The sequence below is a fragment of the Rugosimonospora africana genome (assembly GCF_016862975.1).
Lineage (GTDB): Bacteria > Actinomycetota > Actinomycetes > Mycobacteriales > Micromonosporaceae > Rugosimonospora > Rugosimonospora africana.
This window is the reverse complement of sequence record NZ_BONZ01000031.1, coordinates 1-17447: the sequence shown is the minus strand read 5'-3', so window position 1 is coordinate 17447 and position 17447 is coordinate 1. Positions and strand designations below refer to the sequence as shown.

10 protein-coding genes are annotated in these 17447 nt (G+C 70.6%); 9 read left to right on the top strand and 1 reads right to left on the bottom strand.

Annotated elements, in window-relative coordinates:
• Positions 1–23: 23 nt before the first annotated feature.
• From Raf01_RS16485 to Raf01_RS16455, 7 genes are all read left to right on the top strand, one after another.
• Positions 24–4079 carry a hypothetical protein gene (locus tag Raf01_RS16485; protein ID WP_203918777.1) on the top strand — a complete coding sequence of 1352 codons (4056 nt, stop codon included), beginning with the start codon at positions 24–26 and terminating at the stop codon, positions 4077–4079.
• Complete coding sequence (locus Raf01_RS16480) at positions 4076–5965, top strand: hypothetical protein (RefSeq protein ID WP_203918776.1); 1890 nt, start codon at positions 4076–4078, stop codon at positions 5963–5965. Before Raf01_RS16485 ends, Raf01_RS16480 begins: the two co-directional genes overlap by 4 nt.
• Before the next feature lie 31 nt (positions 5966–5996).
• On the top strand, positions 5997–7142 hold the full coding sequence (locus tag Raf01_RS16475; RefSeq protein WP_203918775.1) for a protein-glutamine glutaminase family protein: 1146 nt from the start codon (positions 5997–5999) through the stop codon (positions 7140–7142).
• Between the two features lie 15 nt (positions 7143–7157).
• Positions 7158–8255 carry a protein-glutamine glutaminase family protein gene (locus tag Raf01_RS16470; RefSeq protein WP_203918774.1) on the top strand — a complete coding sequence of 366 codons (1098 nt, stop codon included), beginning with the start codon at positions 7158–7160 and terminating at the stop codon, positions 8253–8255.
• On the top strand, positions 8252–12673 hold the full coding sequence (locus Raf01_RS16465; protein WP_203918773.1) for a DUF6603 domain-containing protein: 4422 nt from the start codon (positions 8252–8254) through the stop codon (positions 12671–12673). Before Raf01_RS16470 ends, Raf01_RS16465 begins: the two co-directional genes overlap by 4 nt.
• 37 nt (positions 12674–12710) lie before the next feature.
• Positions 12711–14516 carry a hypothetical protein gene (locus tag Raf01_RS16460; protein WP_203918772.1) on the top strand — a complete coding sequence of 602 codons (1806 nt, stop codon included), beginning with the start codon at positions 12711–12713 and terminating at the stop codon, positions 14514–14516.
• A gap of 63 nt (positions 14517–14579) precedes the next feature.
• Positions 14580–15341, top strand: a complete 762-nt coding sequence (locus tag Raf01_RS16455; protein WP_239133660.1) for a class I SAM-dependent methyltransferase — start codon at positions 14580–14582, stop codon at positions 15339–15341.
• A 12-nt stretch (positions 15342–15353) separates the two neighbouring features.
• Here Raf01_RS16455 and Raf01_RS16450 read toward each other — a convergent pair whose 3' ends face one another.
• A complete protein-coding gene (locus Raf01_RS16450) occupies positions 15354–16127 on the bottom strand; it encodes a TetR/AcrR family transcriptional regulator (RefSeq protein WP_203918770.1) in 774 nt (257 codons plus the stop codon).
• Positions 16128–16233: 106 nt separating this feature from the next.
• Here Raf01_RS16450 and Raf01_RS16445 point away from each other — a divergent pair, with 106 nt between their 5' ends.
• Together Raf01_RS16445 and Raf01_RS16440 are read left to right on the top strand one after the other, a co-directional pair.
• A complete protein-coding gene (locus tag Raf01_RS16445; RefSeq protein ID WP_203918769.1) occupies positions 16234–16713 on the top strand; it encodes a cupin domain-containing protein in 480 nt (159 codons plus the stop codon).
• A 518-nt stretch (positions 16714–17231) separates the two neighbouring features.
• A partial coding sequence (locus Raf01_RS16440) for a hypothetical protein (RefSeq protein ID WP_373319536.1) occupies positions 17232–17447 on the top strand: 216 nt, incomplete at its 3' end.

The following is a 17447-nucleotide window of genomic DNA, read 5'->3' as shown; positions in this document are numbered from 1 at the left end:
ACCCAGTGATGGGGGAATTCCGCATGCCCGATCAGGCTGTTCTGATGGTCCCCGTGCACCTCGACGCGCTCGTGCTCACCCAGGATCGCGGGGTGGTCGACACGCTGGCCGACTTCACCCGGCTGCCGTACTTCGACGGTACCCGTGACGTGCACTCCGACGTCGGGTACCTGAGCGAAGCCGTCCTCGCCAGCCCGTTCGCCAACCAGAACCTGCGCCTGCCGGCCGGCGTGCACCTGCACTGGGCGCTGCCGGACGCGCTGACCCGGGCACGGTCCACATCGGACGGTCTGACGTTCCCAGCCGCGCCGAACCGGTGGTTGGTGCTGCGTGGTCGGGACGGCACCGGCGAGCCGTTCGAAAAGGCGTGGCTGGTGCACAGCGACTACCTGCACCCGCCCGGCACCGGAGCCGAGACCGGCAGCGTCGCGTACCCGCTCGACGCCGCGACCGCCGGCACCTCGCCGCCGTACCGCTGTCTGGGCCGGGTGGTCGCGTTCGGCGAGCAGGTCGTGGACGAGCCGGGCAGCGGGTGGCTGGCCGACCTGACCGCGGTCGGCTACGGCGACCCGCTGTTCGCGGCGTTCTACCCCAACTGCCGCAACGTGTTCGGCCTCTACGACGGCGACGGCGTCGCAGTCGGGCCTGGCCTGCGCTACGACGTGATCGGCTGGCACGACGACGGCACCCGGGACTACCTGGCCACACTGCTTGCCGCCGCACCCGACGAGGACCCGCGCACGGTCCTCGCCCGGTTGGCCGGGTGGGCGGCCCCGCCGACCGGACAGGCCGTCCCGGGGCGGCTGCTGTATTACGCCCGCCTGGCATTCACGGACGCGGCGGCCCCCGTCGCACCGCCCGAGTCACCGGTGACCGTGGTGCTCGGCAACACCGGTGGGCAGGCCCTCGGCGCCTACCTCGCCGACGCGCTCGGCCAGGCGCCGGCCTCCACCGTCGAGGACCAGCTCGCCGCCGTGCTGCTGGCCCCGCGGGTGCCCCCGTCCGGGCCGGACGCCGGCGCCCGGTTCGCCACCGCGGTTCACGAGAGCGGGTTCGTGGCGGTTCCCGCAGGTCCACTGTGGACAGTACGCCGGCCCGGTGGGGACGGTACGCCGGCCGACGCGACCCGTACCGACCGGCAGAACGCGCTCGCCCGGCAGATCCCGGAGGAGCTGGTCCCGGTCGTCGACCGGTTGAACCACGCGGTCAACGCGCTCAACGCGGCCCAGCAAGCCTACGACCGGGCGACCGACGAGATCGGATCGCTCTGCGATCAGCTCTTCGCCGACTGGTACCGGTACATGCTGTGCGCGTACCCGCCGGCCGGCACCGGCGAGGACTACCCGGCCATCGACGACGTGCGCCACTTCATCGAACGCCGCGACCTGACCGAGCTGAACGGCCGCGTCGCCTCCACCGGAGTCGTCGAGCCGCGGACGGACGCCGGCGGCGACCCCTATCCGGTGGCCGTCGACACCAACCCGAACTCGGCCGCGTCGGCGGTGGCCCGGGCCGCGGCCGACGCGCGGGCCGCGCTCGACGCGCTCAACGGCAGCCCGGCCTTCACCGAGGCCGGGCTGGCCTACCGGCTGCAGCAGGTCGAGGCGCCGCGCTACTGGGAGCCGACCGAGCCGGTGGTGCTGCTTGCCGGCGACGGGATGTCCGCGACTCTGCGACACGGCCAAGACGGACGGCTGCGGCCGGACGGCCTGCTCGACTGCCAGATCGCCGACAGCGCGCCGCTGCCGCCGCAGACCCGCGACGACGCCGCCACCCTGGTCCGGCTGCTGGACGGGCTGGCGCCGGCCGACGGCAGGACGCGGATCGGGTTCCAGGCATGGGATCCGGGCGCGTGGGACCCGCTGCTGCTGGCCTGGGAGGTCGAGGTGCTGCCGGCGGGCCCGGCGGCGGCGTACCCGGCCGACTTCCTGCGGAGCGCCTACACGCTGGCCGAGGACGAGCCGGAGTTGCACTGGCGGGACGGGCAGGGCGAGGTCCGGGCGGCGGCGACCGTGTACTCCGGCACCAGCATCCTCACCCCGCACGCGCAGGACCTGTACCTGCGGCGGCTGTCCGGCTACGTGATGAGCGTGTACCAGCGGGAGCAGGACCTCCCGGCGATGTCCGACGCGGACGCCGCGCAATACCTCGCCGACGACGAAAACCTGCGGCGGCTGCTGGACTGGCAGCAGGGCAAGCCCCAGCCGGCCGACGGCGGGCCGGACCCGGTCGGCACCGCGTTGCGGGCCCTGGTCGAGCTGCGCCGCACCCCCACCCTCGCGCAGTCGCTGGGTGGCTTCAACGAGGCGCTGCTGTCCCGCCGGCAGACTCTGCAACTGGACGTGGCCGACCCGCTGGGCTTCGACGACTACCGTCGCTTCACCGACGCTGTCCGCGCCTACGTCCAGGGCGGTCGTGACGCCCCACCGTACCTGCGTGGGCACAACCGCAGCGCGCCGCAGCCGGGCAACGAGTTCGGCCCGCTGCGAGCCGGCGCGCTGCGGCTGCGGCGCCTGCGGCTGCTCGACTCGTACGGGCGGGTCCAGGATCCCGGTTGGAGCCGGGTGCTGGCCGCCAAGACGATGCCGGTCTCGGGCGACAACGACCTGGTCACCCTTCCGCCCCGGGTCGTTCAACCGGCCCGCCTGTCGTTTCGCTGGCTCTCCGCCGACGTGGGCGACCAGCAGCTGACCGAGCTGGCCGCCGAGACACCGCTCTGCGGCTGGGTCCTGGCCAACCACCTGGACGAAAGCCTGATGTTCCATGGGGCGGACGGCGCCGCGCTGGGCGCGCTGGATCGCAACGGCCAGTGGCAGTACGCCCCCGGCACCGCGCCGACCGCGCCCGAGCAGATCCCCGACTCGCACCTGCGCCAGCTCGTGACCTACCTGAGGGGGCGGGGCGCCGGCTTCCTGAGCGCGTTGCACGGCGCGCTGGACAGCGCACTGGAGAACATCGACCCGGCCGGCCCGGCCGGATCCGACGGGGTGGCGCTGCTGGTCGGCCGGCCGCTGGCCGTGGTGCGCGCCGCCCTCAACCTGGAACTGCGCGGCCTGCCCGCGGCCAGCCAGAGCTGGGCCGACCTGCGCGCCGACCTGGCCCGGACGACCCGGGCGACGGGCGGCTTCGAACAGGTACGGGTGCCGATCCGGGTCGGTGACTACCGCCGGCTCGAGGACGGACTGGTCGGGTACTGGCGGGAGGCCGGCGACGGGTACCAGGACCCGTTCTACGCACCGCTGAGCGAGCCGATCGACGACCCGGCCATCCGCACCCACGCCGACGGCGAGGCGCCCTTCGACCTGTCCCTGACCGGAGCGCCCGAGGTCCTCACGATGCTGGTCGACCCGCGTGGAGCGGTCCACGCCACCTGCGGGGTACTGCCGGTGAAGAGCATCGACATCCCGACCGAGCAGTACGCCGACGCGCTGGGCCGCATCGAGGTGACCTTCGTCGCCGGCCCGTTGCTCGCCCCCGGCGCGGTCCTGGACCTGCCGCTGCCCGACGAGCCCGGCGCCGACTGGTCCTGGGTGGAGCGGACAACCGGCGGGTGGCAGGAGACCCGGTCGTGGCCCACCGTCGACCGGTCGGCCTTCCAGGACACGCTGGCTCGGGCCCTGTGGCAGCGGCTGCTCGTGCCGGAGGTGCGGTGGCTGCGGCCGCTGGACGCCGACTCGACCCGGGCCGAGGTCGTACCGCCGGAGGAGCGGGCCGGCCCGCCCGGCCCGTACGCCGCGGCCATCGAGCCGGTCCTCACCCCGGTCGGCACCGAACTCACCCTGGCCGACTTCACCACCGCGGCGACCGCCGCGATCGCCGCCCCGGCCTGGGACCGGCTGGCGGGGCCCGACACCGGTTGGCTCGCCCCACTCGGATCCGGCGACACCGCCCGGGTCGCCCTGGACGCCCCGGCCGCCCCGGCACTGCCGGCGCCGTTGACCGGCATGGAGACCCTCATCCGGTCCACATTGGACATCTGTCAGCGGCGGCTCGTGCCGCCGGACTCCGCGGGGACCGCCGGCCCGCGGCAGTTGCGCGAGGGATGGCTCAAACTCAGCAGACTGGGAGCGACGACATGACCAACCCGCCCGTCATCACGGTATTGGACGCCGCGCCCATGGACCGCGCGAGCTACCCGATCGACTTCGCCCTCCTCGACGACGACGGCCTGGCCGTACTCGCCATCGCCGACGACCCGTCCGAGCATCACGCCCACCTGGAGCTGACCAACACCTCGGGCGCCGACATCCTCTTCGACCCGCCGGATGCGGGAACTGTGGCCTCGGCCGACCGGTACCACTTCGAGGTGCGGTTCCGGCCCGGGGTGCTCTCCGCGGTGTCGGCGGACAAGCTGAGCGTGGCCGACCAGGACGGCTGGTCGGCCACGGGGCCCCAGCGCCAGCCGGACGGCACCGTCTCGCTGTACCTGCTGTGCACCGGCCTGCGCTCGCTGAGCCCGGCCACCCCGGTGCGCCTGCTGCTCAACCAGATCAGTGCGGACGGCACCGGCGGCGCCCGGGGCACGCAGGTCGAACTGCGGATGCAGGGCCTGCGGTACGCCGACGGCACCCCGCTGGCCGACCTGCGGCTGATCCACGTGGACCTGGTCAACCAGCGGGGCCAGAAGAACATCCCGCTGCACGTCGGCTTCGCCGGGTCGCACAGCGTCCTCAACGACGGCGTCACAAAGAACACCCTGACCGTCCGCATCACCAACGTGTCCAGCGCCAACCTGACCCTGGGTGGCCTGACCGGCGCCGCCCCGTCGACATTCATCCTCTCCTTCGACTCCGGCAAGACCTGGGGCCTGGCCACTCCCGACGCGCTCGCCGCCTGCACCCTGGATGCCATCGACGGCGCCAACCTCGACGAGGCCGACTGGGTCGTCGCCCCCGGCCGGCAACTGGGCAAGGACCTGGCGTGGACTCTGACCCACAAGAAGGACTCCGTCCTGGCCCCCGGTCAGGTCATCCAGCTGACCGTCGGCAACATCGTGACCGCGCTGCCCAGTGGCGACACCAACCTGTACCTACGCTACGAGAACATCCCCGGCTACTGGGACGGCCAGTTCGTCTGCACCCTCGAGAAGGGGCCGATCCACTACGACGACCGGGGCAACGTCGGCGTCGGCACGGCGAGCCCCGCCCGCCCGCTGCAAGTCGGCGACGACGTCAAGGGCGTCGGCCTCGAACCGACCGCCGACGGCCCGTGCCTGCGCTTCGGCGACCAGAGCGGACGTAAACTGCGCATCGCCCGGTCCCGCGAGTCGGCCGGAGGTGCGCTCAACACCCGTGCGACCGGCGCGCTGGTGACCGTCAAGGACACCGGCCAGGTCGGCGTCGGGACCGACGATCCGGCGAGTTCGCTGACCGTGCGGGCCGACTCGGCATCGAGCAAGGACGCGCGCCAGATCCTCGTCCAGGGCGGCGCGAACGCCAGCGACCAGTTGACGATCGGGTACCACACCGGGTCGGACTACGGCTCGATCCAGGCCGTCACCCAGGGGACCGGCGCCCGCCCGCTCCTGCTCAACCCGCTGGGCGGCGGGGTCACGATCGGTCTCCAAGACACGCCCGGCACAGCGTTGCTGGTCAACGGCGCCATCCGCAGCCCCATGTGGCAGGCCGCCTCGCTGATGCAGAACCAGTCCGGACCGCTGCCGGTCAAGAGCGGGGTGTTCACCACGTCCGGCGGCACGGTGCTGCTGTTCGTCCACGGCACGGGCTGGCGGCGCAACCCCGGCGGGCTCGGTCTGATGGTACGCATCGACAGCGGGATCGTCGACGAGCTGATCCGGTTCGTGAGCGTGGGCAACCAGCACTACCCGATCGACGGGACGATGGTGAAGACCGGACTGCCCGCCGGGAACCACACGCTCACCGTCGACAAGCTCTCCGACGCCCCCGACATGCTGACCGACACGAACGACTTCTTCGGCGTCACGCTCCTGGAACTCCCGTTCTGAGCCGGCCTTTCTGCCTAGCGGAGGAGGTCCGGTGGGTTATGTGATCGACGCGTCCGTCCAGCAACCGGTGGACATCTACAACCCCGGTACGGTCGCGAATCCCGTCAACACCTGGGTGACGGTGACCGAACCGGTGTGGGTCTACCGGCCGCAGGACCCCGGCACGGCCCTGGTCCCGGTCCGGATCCTCACCGGTGCGATGGCCGGCCAGGTGTGGTGGGTGCCCAGGAACAGGCTGCGGGCCGACGGGAACCGTTACATCGGGAGCCCAAATCAGCTCACGATCCTGGCCGGCGCGATGAGCCTGGAACAGTTCACCGCCAAGGACGGCATCCTCCGGCCGGTGCCGTTCCAGAACCCGGCGGAGATGTGTTCGGAGCGGGCCGAGCTGATGGCCCTGCGGCTCGAGTACTCCGGGTACCTCGTCAACAAGATCATGCTCATCGACAGGAGCGTGCTGCGCCCGTACACCATCTACGGCAACGACCCTCCGGACCTGAGCGACCGCGCGTCGGTCAGGTGGTGGTACCACATCGCTCCCCTCGTCTACCTGGGTAACGACAGCAACCCGTACGTGTTCGACCCGTCCCTGCTGGACGGGGCCGGCACGGCGCGCCAATGGGTGGCGAAGATGACCACCGCGAACGTCACGGTCATGACGTACGAAGCGATGGTGCAACGGTTGCGGCAGAACCCGCGGTGGCCGGCGAGCCCGAACGACAATCCCTGGCTGGTGGTCGCGCCGCCCCGCACCGCCGGCCCACCCGACCTCGAAGACCTGGAGGACGTGCCCGCAACCGACGAGGAGATGATCGCTGTCTGCCTGAAGCAGGCAACGGACTCCGTACCGGTGCGGCGCGCCGCCGCCGTGCTGAACGTCCTGCTCGACCACTGGCGCCGGGCGGTCTACGCGGACGGTTCGAAAAGAGACGTCCCCGACCCGTACCCGGACTACCAGAAGGATCTCGGCGGGGCACGCGACGAGTTCGCCCGCCTGATGCCCTGGACCCGGGATCGGCTGCTCGCCGACTACCCGAATCTGCTCGTCGATGTCTGGGGCACCTTCACCGGCTCCGGCGTCGAGGCCGACATCCACGACCTGTTCGGCCGCATCGGCATCGACCTGAGGACCGTCCTGCAGAACTGGAACACATCCAGCGTTCTCGACGCGGCCTGAGCGGGGGAGATCGGCATGGGTTTCTTCCTGTGGGCGTCGGACACCGCGCGAGAGGTCGTGTACGACTCCAACCGCAACCCGGTGGCGCTCATCGACGAACCGGTCCGGCTCTATCGGCCGCGCGACGACGGCGCGGCGCCGATGCTGGACGTGGTGATCCTCACCGGTACCTTCGCCGGCCTCAACGGCCGGGTGCCCAGAGACCGCGTGTTCGCTGACCAGAACGGCTACGTCAGTACCGAGCAGGAGCTGACCGCCCTGGCCGCCGCGATGGAGCGGGAGGTCTTCAAGGACAGACACCAGATCTGGCGGCGGATACCCTTCCTGGCCGGCAGCATGCACTGCTGGGCGCGGGCCGACGCGATGGCCGAGCTTCTCAAGACATCCGGCTACACCGTCAAGAAGCTCATCCTCATCAACTACGGCGGGCTGGAAGTCGACTCCATCTTCGGCGACGACCTGACCGATCCGAACGGCGCGACGGGATTCACCTGGAAGTGGCACATCGCGCCCATCGTCTTTCTGGGGAACGAGAACCGCCCGTTCGTGATCGATCCGTCCCTGCTGACCACCGCGGCTCCCGCCGATCAGTGGATGGCGAAGATGAAGGTCACTACCGCCACTCCGATGAACTATGAGGCCATGGTGAACCGGCTACTGCTCACCAAGCGCTACCCGGTGAAGCCGGAGACGTCCTGGCTGGTGCTGGCCGAGGAAGATGTCCTCGAGCCGCCGCCCAAGCCGAACAAGCCACAGGAGCGCGACGACGAGACTTCGAGGACGTATGTCATCGGGGCTCTGGAGGACAGCTGGGACAGCCTGCCGCAGCGATTCGCGGTCGCCGCGCTGAACACGTTACGCAACAACTGGTTGGCCGCGGTGGCGGCGGACGCCGGCCGGAGCGCGTCGACCAACCCTTACGGGGAGTACCAGGCGAACCTCACGGATGCGATCGGGCTGTGCAATCAGCTCAACCGCGAGCAGCGCGACTCGCTGGTCGACGATTATCCGGAGCTGTTGAAAGCCATCGGACTCACCTTCATCGGTACCGGCGTTGAAGCCGACATCGCGACCCTGTTCAGCATCCTCAACAACCAAGTGGGTGCCCAATGACTCCTGAATCGCTGAAGGCGGCCCTGGTCGTGGTCGAGCAGCGCCTGACCGTCGCCCTCGACACGCTCTCCAGCGGGCTCGCCGCCGCGCTCGGCCCGTTCCTGCCGCCCGGCGGGCAGTTGGTGCTCGACCCGGTCACCGAGCGCACCGAGTCCGACGACGGCGTGTCGGTGACCGGCACCGGCACGGCCGAACCCTTCACCGGCCTCACCGTCACCGCCGCGTTCGCGGTCGTGGCCGGCGAGGTGACCCTGCACCTTGCGGCCGCCGGTGGCTCCACGTGGTCGTTCGGGACCAGCCTGCCCCGCCTGCGCGGCACGCTGCTGAACCTGCTGAGATTCTCCGCCCCGGTGCTGTCGTTCGACTGGACCGGCGGCGACCCGGCCGCGGCCCACCTGGCCTTCGCCGGCGAACTGACCACGGCCACCGGCATCGCCCTACCCGACCTCGTGCTGCCCCCGGCGGGCAGCGCGCTCACCGGGTCGGTCACCGTGCAACCGGCCCCGGACGTCGACCCCAGCTTCGGCACCGACCGCTGGCCCGACGTCGTGGTGGAGGGTCCGACCCGCCAGGTTGACCTCGGCCCGCTGCACGTGACGGGGATCCACTACCGTACGACCGCCGATCCCCGGCCGACCGCGGCGCTCGGCGAGCCGCCGTACGACCCGGGGCTCGCGGTCGCCGGCACGTTGCCGGTGAACCTCGACGCGGTGGCGCGCAGTATCGCGATCTCGGCCGAGCTGATCGGCCCGGCCGACGCCGCGTTGTTCGCCGCGGACTTCAGCGACGTGGGGGAACTGCGCCTCGACGACATCGCCACGTTCCTGGGGCAGGCGCTGGCCGTACCGTTCCCCTTCGAGGTGCCCGGCACCGTCCGGCTGGCTCGCGTCGAACTGCTCTACACGCCCGGTGCCACGAACCCGGTGGCCCGGCTCGCCGCGACCGTACACACCGGGGCGCAGTGGGCGATCACCGACCGGCTGACGATCGCGGGAATCGACATCACGTTCACCGTGGAGCCGACCGGGCCGTCGGTCGCGGCAACCGGCCTGATCGACATAGCCGGGGTGGCGTCGCTGGAAATCAACGCCGACTCCCAGAGCCGGATGATCGGGGCGCGGCTGCGTGCCGGCGACCCGCCGCTGCCGGTGAGCACCGTCTACACCGCGCTGACCGGCCGGGACGCGACGGACCTGCCCAACCTCGCCGTGCAGCGGTACGAATCGACCGTGACGCTGCCCGCCACCGACGCGCCGCTCGCGGTCAGCAGCCTCCTCCAGCTCGACGGCACCTGGTCGATCACCGACGGGGTGGTGCTCTCCGAGATCAGCTTCGACGTCAGCCACTCCAGCGCGCGCACCAGTTTCGAGGCGGCAGCGACGTTCGGCCTCGACAACATCAACGTGTCGGTCAGGGCGGGGTACGACTCGACAGACGGCTGGCGGTTCGCCGGCCAGACCGGCCCCGGCCAGCAGATACCCATCGGCAAGCTCGTCGACTCGCTGAGCGACCAGTTCGCCCGGATCCACCTGCCGGCTCCGCTGGCCGGCCTCACGGTCTCGAATCTGCGGGCCACGTTCGGCACGAAGTCCACCGACGTCACGTTCGGCGCCGAGGCCACGTTCCCGGTCGGCGCCGACCAGTCGGCCGACATCCTGGTCTCGATCACCTTCAAGAAGGGGACGGACGGGTACGAGGGGACGTTCGGGGGGCAGCTGACGATCGGCGAACTCGCGTTCGACCTGCGGTTCGCGGCCAGCAGCACCGACACCCTGTTCGTCGCGACCTACCGGGGGACCGGGGCCGCCCGCACCATCGGCGTCAGCCAACTCGTCGCCACGGTCTCGTCCGACGTCGCGGCGCTGGTACCCACCGATCTGACCATCGAACTCAACGACGCGATCCTGGCCGTGAACCGCACAACGGCGGGCACCACCGTGCTGGTCGGACTGGATCTCGGGGCGCGGCTCGACCTGTCGGGACTGCCGCTGGTCGGGCAGCTGCTGCCGGACGACCAGACGGCCAGCATCGAGGATCTGCGGCTGTTGGTGGCGACCGGGGCCCTGGACCGGGCCGGCGTGGCGGCAATCAACGCATCGCTGCCCGACGCGGTCGCCAAGCTGCCGGTCCCGTCCGCCCCGGGCACGCCGGACGTGGCCGTACCCCGGGGCCTGACCGTCTCGGCCCGGCTCAACCTGGGTGGCACCCCGCAGACGCTGGCCCTGCCGGTGGCCGCGGGCACGGGATCGGGTACCGGCGGCAACCAGCCCGCCACACCCGCCGCCCCGGTCGCGGTCACGTCCTCAGACTCCGCCAAGTGGTTCACGTTGCAGAAGACGCTCGGGCCGCTGTACCTGGCCCGCATCGGCGTGCGGTACCAGGACGCCGTGCTGTGGGTGCTGCTGGACGCGGCACTGTCCGCGCTCGGGCTGACCATAGCGCTGGACGGGCTGGCCCTCGGCTCGCCGGTCGACCATTTCGACCCCCGGTTCGACCTGCGCGGACTGGGGATCGATTACCGCAACCCGGCGATCGAGATCGGCGCCGCGTTCCTGCGCACCACGGTCACCGACGACCAGGGACGCAAATACGACGAGTACGACGGCGCGGCGGTCCTGAAAGCCAAGGCGCTCACCCTGTCGGCGATCGGCTCGTACGCGTACCTGGACGGGCACCCGTCCCTGTTCATCTACGCCGTACTGGATTACCCGATCGGCGGGCCGTCGTTCTTCTTCGTCACCGGGCTGGCCGCGGGATTCGGGTACAACCGGGCGCTGATCGTGCCGCCGGTCGAGGGCGTCGCGCAGTTCCCGTTGGTAGCCGAGGCGACCAAGGGCGCCACTCCCCCAGCCTCGACCGACAACCCGGCCCAGCGGGTCGCTGCTGAACTGGCCGCGCTGCGCTCGGCGGTGCCACCGTCGATCGGGCAGAACTTCCTCGCGGTGGGCATCCGGTTCACGTCGTTCCAGATACTCGACTCGTTCGCTTTGCTGACCGTCGCGTTCGGGCAGCGGTTCGAGGTGAACCTGCTCGGACTGTCCACAATGGTGGTTCCGCCCCGGATCCCGGGAGACGCGGCCGTACCTCCGCTGGCCGAGCTCCAGCTGGCACTGAAGGCCAGCTTTGTGCCGGACGACGGGTTCCTCAGCGTCACGGCGCAGCTGACCCCGGCCTCGTACCTGCTGTCCCGGGACTGCCACCTGACCGGCGGGTTCGCGTTCTCCTGCTGGTTCCCCGGCACCGGCGCACCGGTGCCCCACGCCGGCGACTTCGTGCTGACGCTCGGCGGCTACCACCCGAACTTCACCGTGCCCGACCATTACCCGCGGGTACCTCGGCTCGGCCTGAACTGGAAGGTCAGCGACCAGCTCGCGGTCAAGGGCGAGTCGTACTTCGCGCTCACGCCGTCGATGCTGATGTGCGGCATCGTGCTGGACGCCACCTGGACCAGCGGCGACCTGCGGGCGTGGTTCCACGCCGGCGCCGACTTCCTGGTCGCCTGGAAGCCGTACCACTACGACGCGCACGCGTATGCGAGCCTCCAGGTCTCCTACCGCTTCGAGTTCTTCGGCACCCGGGAGATCCGGCTGGACGCGAGCGCCGACCTGCACCTGTGGGGGCCGGCTTTCTCCGGCACCGCCCGGGTCAGCCTGTCGGTCATCGAGTTCGACATCGCGTTCGGTGACGCGGCACCCAAGCCGCCACCGGCCATCGAGTGGACCGAATTCAAGGCGTCATTCCTGCCCGCCTCGGCCTGCGGCGTCGTGCTGCGCGACGGGCTGATCCGCAAGGTGAGCGGCGCCGCCTCCAACGATCTGGGGGTGGTCAACCCGAAGCAGTTCGTGCTCGTCACCGACTCGGTCATCCCGGCGACCTCGGCGGTGGCCGGGGCCCCGATCGACCTGAGCGACCTGGCGCTGAGCCAGGTCGGGGTGGCCCCGATGGCGGTACCGGCCGGCGCGCTGACCGCGTCGCACACCATTGAGATCAGCCGCAACGGGCAGCGCGCCGAGCAGCACTTCACCTTCACCCCGGTCATCAAGCGCCTGCCGGCCGCGCTGTGGGGTGACAAGCTCACCCCGGCGCTGGGCGACGCGGACTTCGTCGAACGTGCCCTGGCCGGCTTCGAGATCCGGCCGGGTGCCGACGCCGAACCGACCGCGGGCACGACCGTCGCGAAAGACGATTGGCAGTACGTCGACGCGGTGGTGACCCCGACCTACCACTGGGAGTCGGGCACGCCCGGGCCGCTGGGCGGCGAACCGGCCCAGGCGCAGGCCATCCGCGACACCATCGCCGCCGGCTCCACGGTGGCCGCCCGCGATCGGCTGCTGGCCGCCCTCGGCATCACCGCACCGGTCGACGTCGACGCGTCCGTCGCGGACGCGTTCCTCACAGTTCAAGGGGCTATGCGATGAGCGAACGTCAGACAGTTGAGCGCGGCGGGAAGCCGGCATGAACCTCGAGCCACTCGACGAAGCCCGTACCGCGCGGGTGATGTTCCTCGACTACCACCGCCCGGCGATGCCGCCCGGACTGTACACAATGGACGTACAGCAGGATGTGAGCGGCCCCCGCATAGCCGCCGACAGCTTCCCGACCCAGTGGCAGTTCACCGTCGCGGGGGACCGCTTCACCCTGCGCCCGTCCGACGTGTACGCGGTCTTCCCACCGGACGGCAGCCTCGGCGACCACTCGGACGTCCTGCCGCACGCCGTGCTGACCCGCAGCACGATGCCGTGGGAGTACCGGGCCGACGGTGCGTCCGCACCGTGGCTGGCCGTCCTGCTGTTCACCGAGGACGAGCAGCGGACCCAGGCGTACCGGGAGCCCGCCATCACCACGCTCGGCCAACTCATCCCGGCGACGAGCGCACCCCAGTGGCCCGGGCTCGACCTCGACCCGGCCGAGCACCAGGACAGCGACAAGGTGACCGTCCTCGACGTACAGCAGCGGCTGCTGGCCACCCTGCTGCCGTCCGCGGCCGAAGTCTCGCTGCTGACCCACGTGCGCCGGGCCGAGGACACCGACGGCAACCTGATCGACGACGAGCGTTCGGTCGTGCTGGGCCGCCGGCTGCCCCGCTCGGGAGGGATCAGCGTCGTCCATCTCGTGTCCGTCGAGAGCCGCTACCACGACGGTTCGTTCGACTTCGGCACCGCCGCCCCCGACGACTACATCCGCCTGATCAGCCTCAAGAGCTGGCGGTTCGCCTGCGCCGACCCGGCCGGTGACTTCACCGGCCTGCTCACCGGACTGGACCGCACACCGGCCGCGTTGCGGCTTCCGCCGGCCGAGGATCCCGAGGCCGAGCGGCACCTGGCGGCCGGCTCGGTGCCGCTGCCGCACCACCTGCGCCCCGGACGCTCCACAGTCTCCTGGTACCGGGGCCCGCTCATCCCCTGCGACCCACCCGACGAACTCGACCTCCCGGTGCAGTCCAGCGCCGAGCTCATCCGCTACGACCCGACGCTGGGCCTGTTCGACGCCTCGTACGCGACCGCGTGGGAACTGGGCCGGTTGCTGGCGCTGCGCAGCCAGCAGCTCTCGGCCAGCCTGTACGCCTGGAAGCGGGCCAACGCCCAGGCCGTGCGGTCAGCCGAGGCGAACCTGCTGCACCCGGCCTGGGCGCCGCCGGACCCCGTCGCGGCGTTGCCGCCGGACGTCGCGGCCTGGTTCGGCGACCTGCGGCTGCTGCGTGGCGTACCGCTGCGTTACCTGGTGCCCGACGAGCGCCTGCTACCGCCGGAGTCGATCCGGTTCGTACGCGTCGACCCGGTGTGGGCGGACTGCCTGCTCGACGGCGCGTTCAGCCTGGGGCGGCTCACCGGCCGGCTGAAGCCGGTCGACCGGGAGCAGAAGAGCACGCTTGTCGACGCGGTGCCGGCGCACCCGGTGGTCAGCGGCTTCCTGCTGCGTTCCAGCCTGGTCTCCGGCTGGCCGGGGCTGCTCGTCGACGGGTACGACACCGGCCCCGGGGGCCAGATCCGCGGCGTCGAGACGCTGCGCCGGGACCTCGTCGCGCCGGACGTGCTGCTGTGCCTGTTCGCCGGCGACGTAGTCCGGGTGGAGATACACCAACGGCCGGAGGCGCTGCATTTCGGCCCGGCCGAACTGCCCGGCGACTGGCGCGGCGCCGACGGCGTGGTCGACCTCGACGCGCTCGTCGGCGCGCTACGGACCGGGCCGGCGTTCACGTCGGCGGATTTCGCGGCGCGGACGGTCGAAGGCGTGCCCCGCGTCACCTTTGTCCGGAGCTGACGCGGGCATGTCACTGCGCCCGTCTCCGGAACCGTGCCAACGGGCCGTGTCAGGATGGCCCGCGTGTCTTCCACTCTCAACGATTCCACCGAGCCGGCGAGCCAGACCGTGGCCAACGACTACGACAGCTTCGCCGAGGCATACGCCACCGACAACGAGTCCAACCTCATCAACGCCCACTATGCGCTACCGGCGATCCTGAACCTGGCCGGCGATGTGCCCGGCGATGTGGCCGGCCGCCGGGTCCTCGACGTCGGCTGCGGCTCGGGCCCCGTGCTCGCGCCTCTGCACGAGCGGGGTGCGGTCGTCACCGGCGTCGACAACAGCGTGGGAATGTTGGAGCTGGCCAAGCGGCGCCTCGGCGACGGTGTGGACCTGCGAGTGGCAGATCTCGGCCGTTCACTGCCGTTTCCCGACGGCGCGTTCGACGACGTCATCGCGTGCCTGGTCCTGCACTACCTGCGGGACTGGGAAGCGCCGCTCGCCGAACTGCGGCGCGTCCTGGTGCCCGGCGGTCGACTCATCGTGGCGGTCAACCATCCCATGGCCTACCGGCTGGCCTATCCCGATGCCGACTACTTCGGGATCCAGGAGTACTCCGAGGAATACGTCTTCAACGGCCAGAACGCGGTGCTGACGTACTGGCACCGTCCGCTGCGCGCGATGACCGCCGCCTTCACGGAAGCCGGCTTCCGGATCGCCGTCGTCAGCGAACCGCCCCCGGCACCGGGCGCCCGCGAGCTGTTCCCCGACATCCTCGGGAACGCGAAGTCTCCCGACGCGTCCTTCATCTGCTTCCTGTTCTTCGTCCTGGAAGCCGCTTAGCAGTACTTCTCGTTAGCTTTCTTTCGGATTACGCCCTTCCATGGCGACGTGCCGGCCGACTTCCTTGGCCGTGGGCGCACTCGCGGGCAGAGGGAGAGCACCTTCGGGACGCAACCCATGCAGGTAGATGGCGACGTGCCGGGCGGCCAGCGCCGCGCTTACCTCGCCCGGTAGATGCGGCATCGGGCGGCAGGCCATGGCGGCTGCGGTGATCAGGTCCTCTGCGGTGACGTCGTCCCGCACGGCGTTGGCGGCTCGGCCAGCCGTGAGGATGTCCTCCACCGCGTCGCGGATGGCGTGTTGGAGTTGCTGTACTCGCGGATCGTGGACGACCGGGCCGCCGATGAGCGGGAGTACGAGGCGTTCGCGTTGCTCGATCACGCGCCGGAACAGACGATCCAACGCCCCGGCCGGATCAGCCAGTTCCTGGTGAGCTGTTTCCACCGCTGCCAGACAGATTTCAAAGCCATCGATGATGACTTGCCGGACGAGGGCGTCGCGGTCGGGGAATCGGCGGTACAGGGTGCCCGCGCCCACTCCGGCGCGGCGTGCGATGTCGTCGAGGGCGACCGCGGTGCCCTGCTCTCGGAAGAGTTCGCGGGCCGCGGTGAGGATCCTCTCGCGGTTGCGCTGCGCGTCGGCGCGTAGAGGTGGCTCAGCGGTTGCCTGGCCAGTGGCCGCCTGGCCAGCGCTCACACGGCCAGCGGTCGCACGGTCGGCGGTCGCCTGGCCAGCGGTCGCACGATCGGCGGTCGCACGGTCGGCGGGCGCACGGCGGGCGGTCACTTGGCGAGCATAAACGCCAGTCCCTAAGCGGAGAAATTTCTCCGATTCCCGTGTATCGTTGTGAGTCGTCAAACCGAGCATCATGCGATCGACAGGGAGGACGCCCATGTCCGCTGACCGCTTCGTTCTGCTGCAGCCTGGACAGACCCGGCAGACCCGGGTCCCGTTGCCGCCCGGGTTCGGTGTCAAGGTCGCCACTTCTGACAGTGAGGGTCGACTCGCCGTACTGGAGAATCGCCTGGACGTCGACATCCCACGCCATGTGCACGAGTTGATGGACGAGTTCGTCTACGTACTGGAAGGTGAGATGGAGGTCGACTTCCAGGACGAGACTTACCGGTTGACGCCGGGGATGTGCGCGCTACTGCCGCATGGCATTCCACACGCCATGCGCAACGCTTCCCAGCCTCCGGTGCGGGCGCTGCAGATCTCGACGCCGGGCGGCTGGGACCAGTTCATGGAGGATCTGTTCGCGGCGGGAAACGCTGTCAGGACCGCCGAGGGTGCGATGGACCTGGAGAAGGTCAACGTCATTGGCGAGCGATACGGTATGCGCTACGTCACGGGAACAATGGCCCTGGACTGAGAAGTCTCCGGTCTGGCCCTCCAACCACAGCCACGCACGTGGCCTGTCCTCGATGGTCAAGACTCTGTCCGCCGCCACCAGGGCAGGTCCGGCGGAGCAAACGGGTTGTGCACCATCCCCAACGCCGCGGCCATCTGCCCGGCCGCGAGCCCGCGAGATCGCTCAAAGCTGACTATCTGATGGTTGGCCGACGCCGACAGCCCAGGGATAAACCCTTTACGCGAAGGGGGCAGCAGCATCCATCGTCGTCGCCGCGCCAGCTCTGCCCTGATCCCGCCCGGTGACCGACGAGGCATGAACACTTCCGACACTTGATTGATGCGGCTCGCACACTTTACCTCCGCGCCGGCCGAAGCACTCTGCTCGCGGTAGCGCGATGCTTTACCCGCTGGGACAACGGCCTTTGTTCAGGCCGAAGCCGTGCTCGACGCCGCCGGGTTATCCACAGGGGCCGAGTTGTCCACAGGGCTCCTTGGTGCGGCTCGAAAGCGTCGCAGGTCGTCGGTAGCGTCGGGTTCGTGGATAGGCCGTGGGCTGCGGTACAGGACGCGCTCAAGGAGTGCGCGCGGATCTCCACCTGGGCGCGCTCGCCGCAGGAGCTCATCGATGATGTCGACTGGGTCCAGGTGCTGTCGTGCCAGCTGGCCGCCCTGAACCTTGAACTGCTGCGGGAAGTCGACGCCCAAGGCATCCCCGCACGACAGGGTGCCGCGAACACGACCGCGTGGCTCCGT

Excerpts from the sequence above, each read along its gene's own strand:
- Raf01_RS16485 (WP_203918777.1), top strand. The coding sequence starts at position 24 with ATGCCCGATCAGGCTGTTCTGATGGTCCCCGTGCACCTCGACGCGCTC.
- Raf01_RS16480 (WP_203918776.1), top strand. The coding sequence starts at position 4,076 with ATGACCAACCCGCCCGTCATCACGGTATTGGACGCCGCGCCCATGGAC.
- Raf01_RS16470 (WP_203918774.1), top strand. The coding sequence starts at position 7,158 with ATGGGTTTCTTCCTGTGGGCGTCGGACACCGCGCGAGAGGTCGTGTAC.
- Raf01_RS16465 (WP_203918773.1), top strand. The coding sequence starts at position 8,252 with ATGACTCCTGAATCGCTGAAGGCGGCCCTGGTCGTGGTCGAGCAGCGC.
- Raf01_RS16460 (WP_203918772.1), top strand. The coding sequence starts at position 12,711 with ATGAACCTCGAGCCACTCGACGAAGCCCGTACCGCGCGGGTGATGTTC.
- Raf01_RS16445 (WP_203918769.1), top strand. The coding sequence starts at position 16,234 with ATGTCCGCTGACCGCTTCGTTCTGCTGCAGCCTGGACAGACCCGGCAG.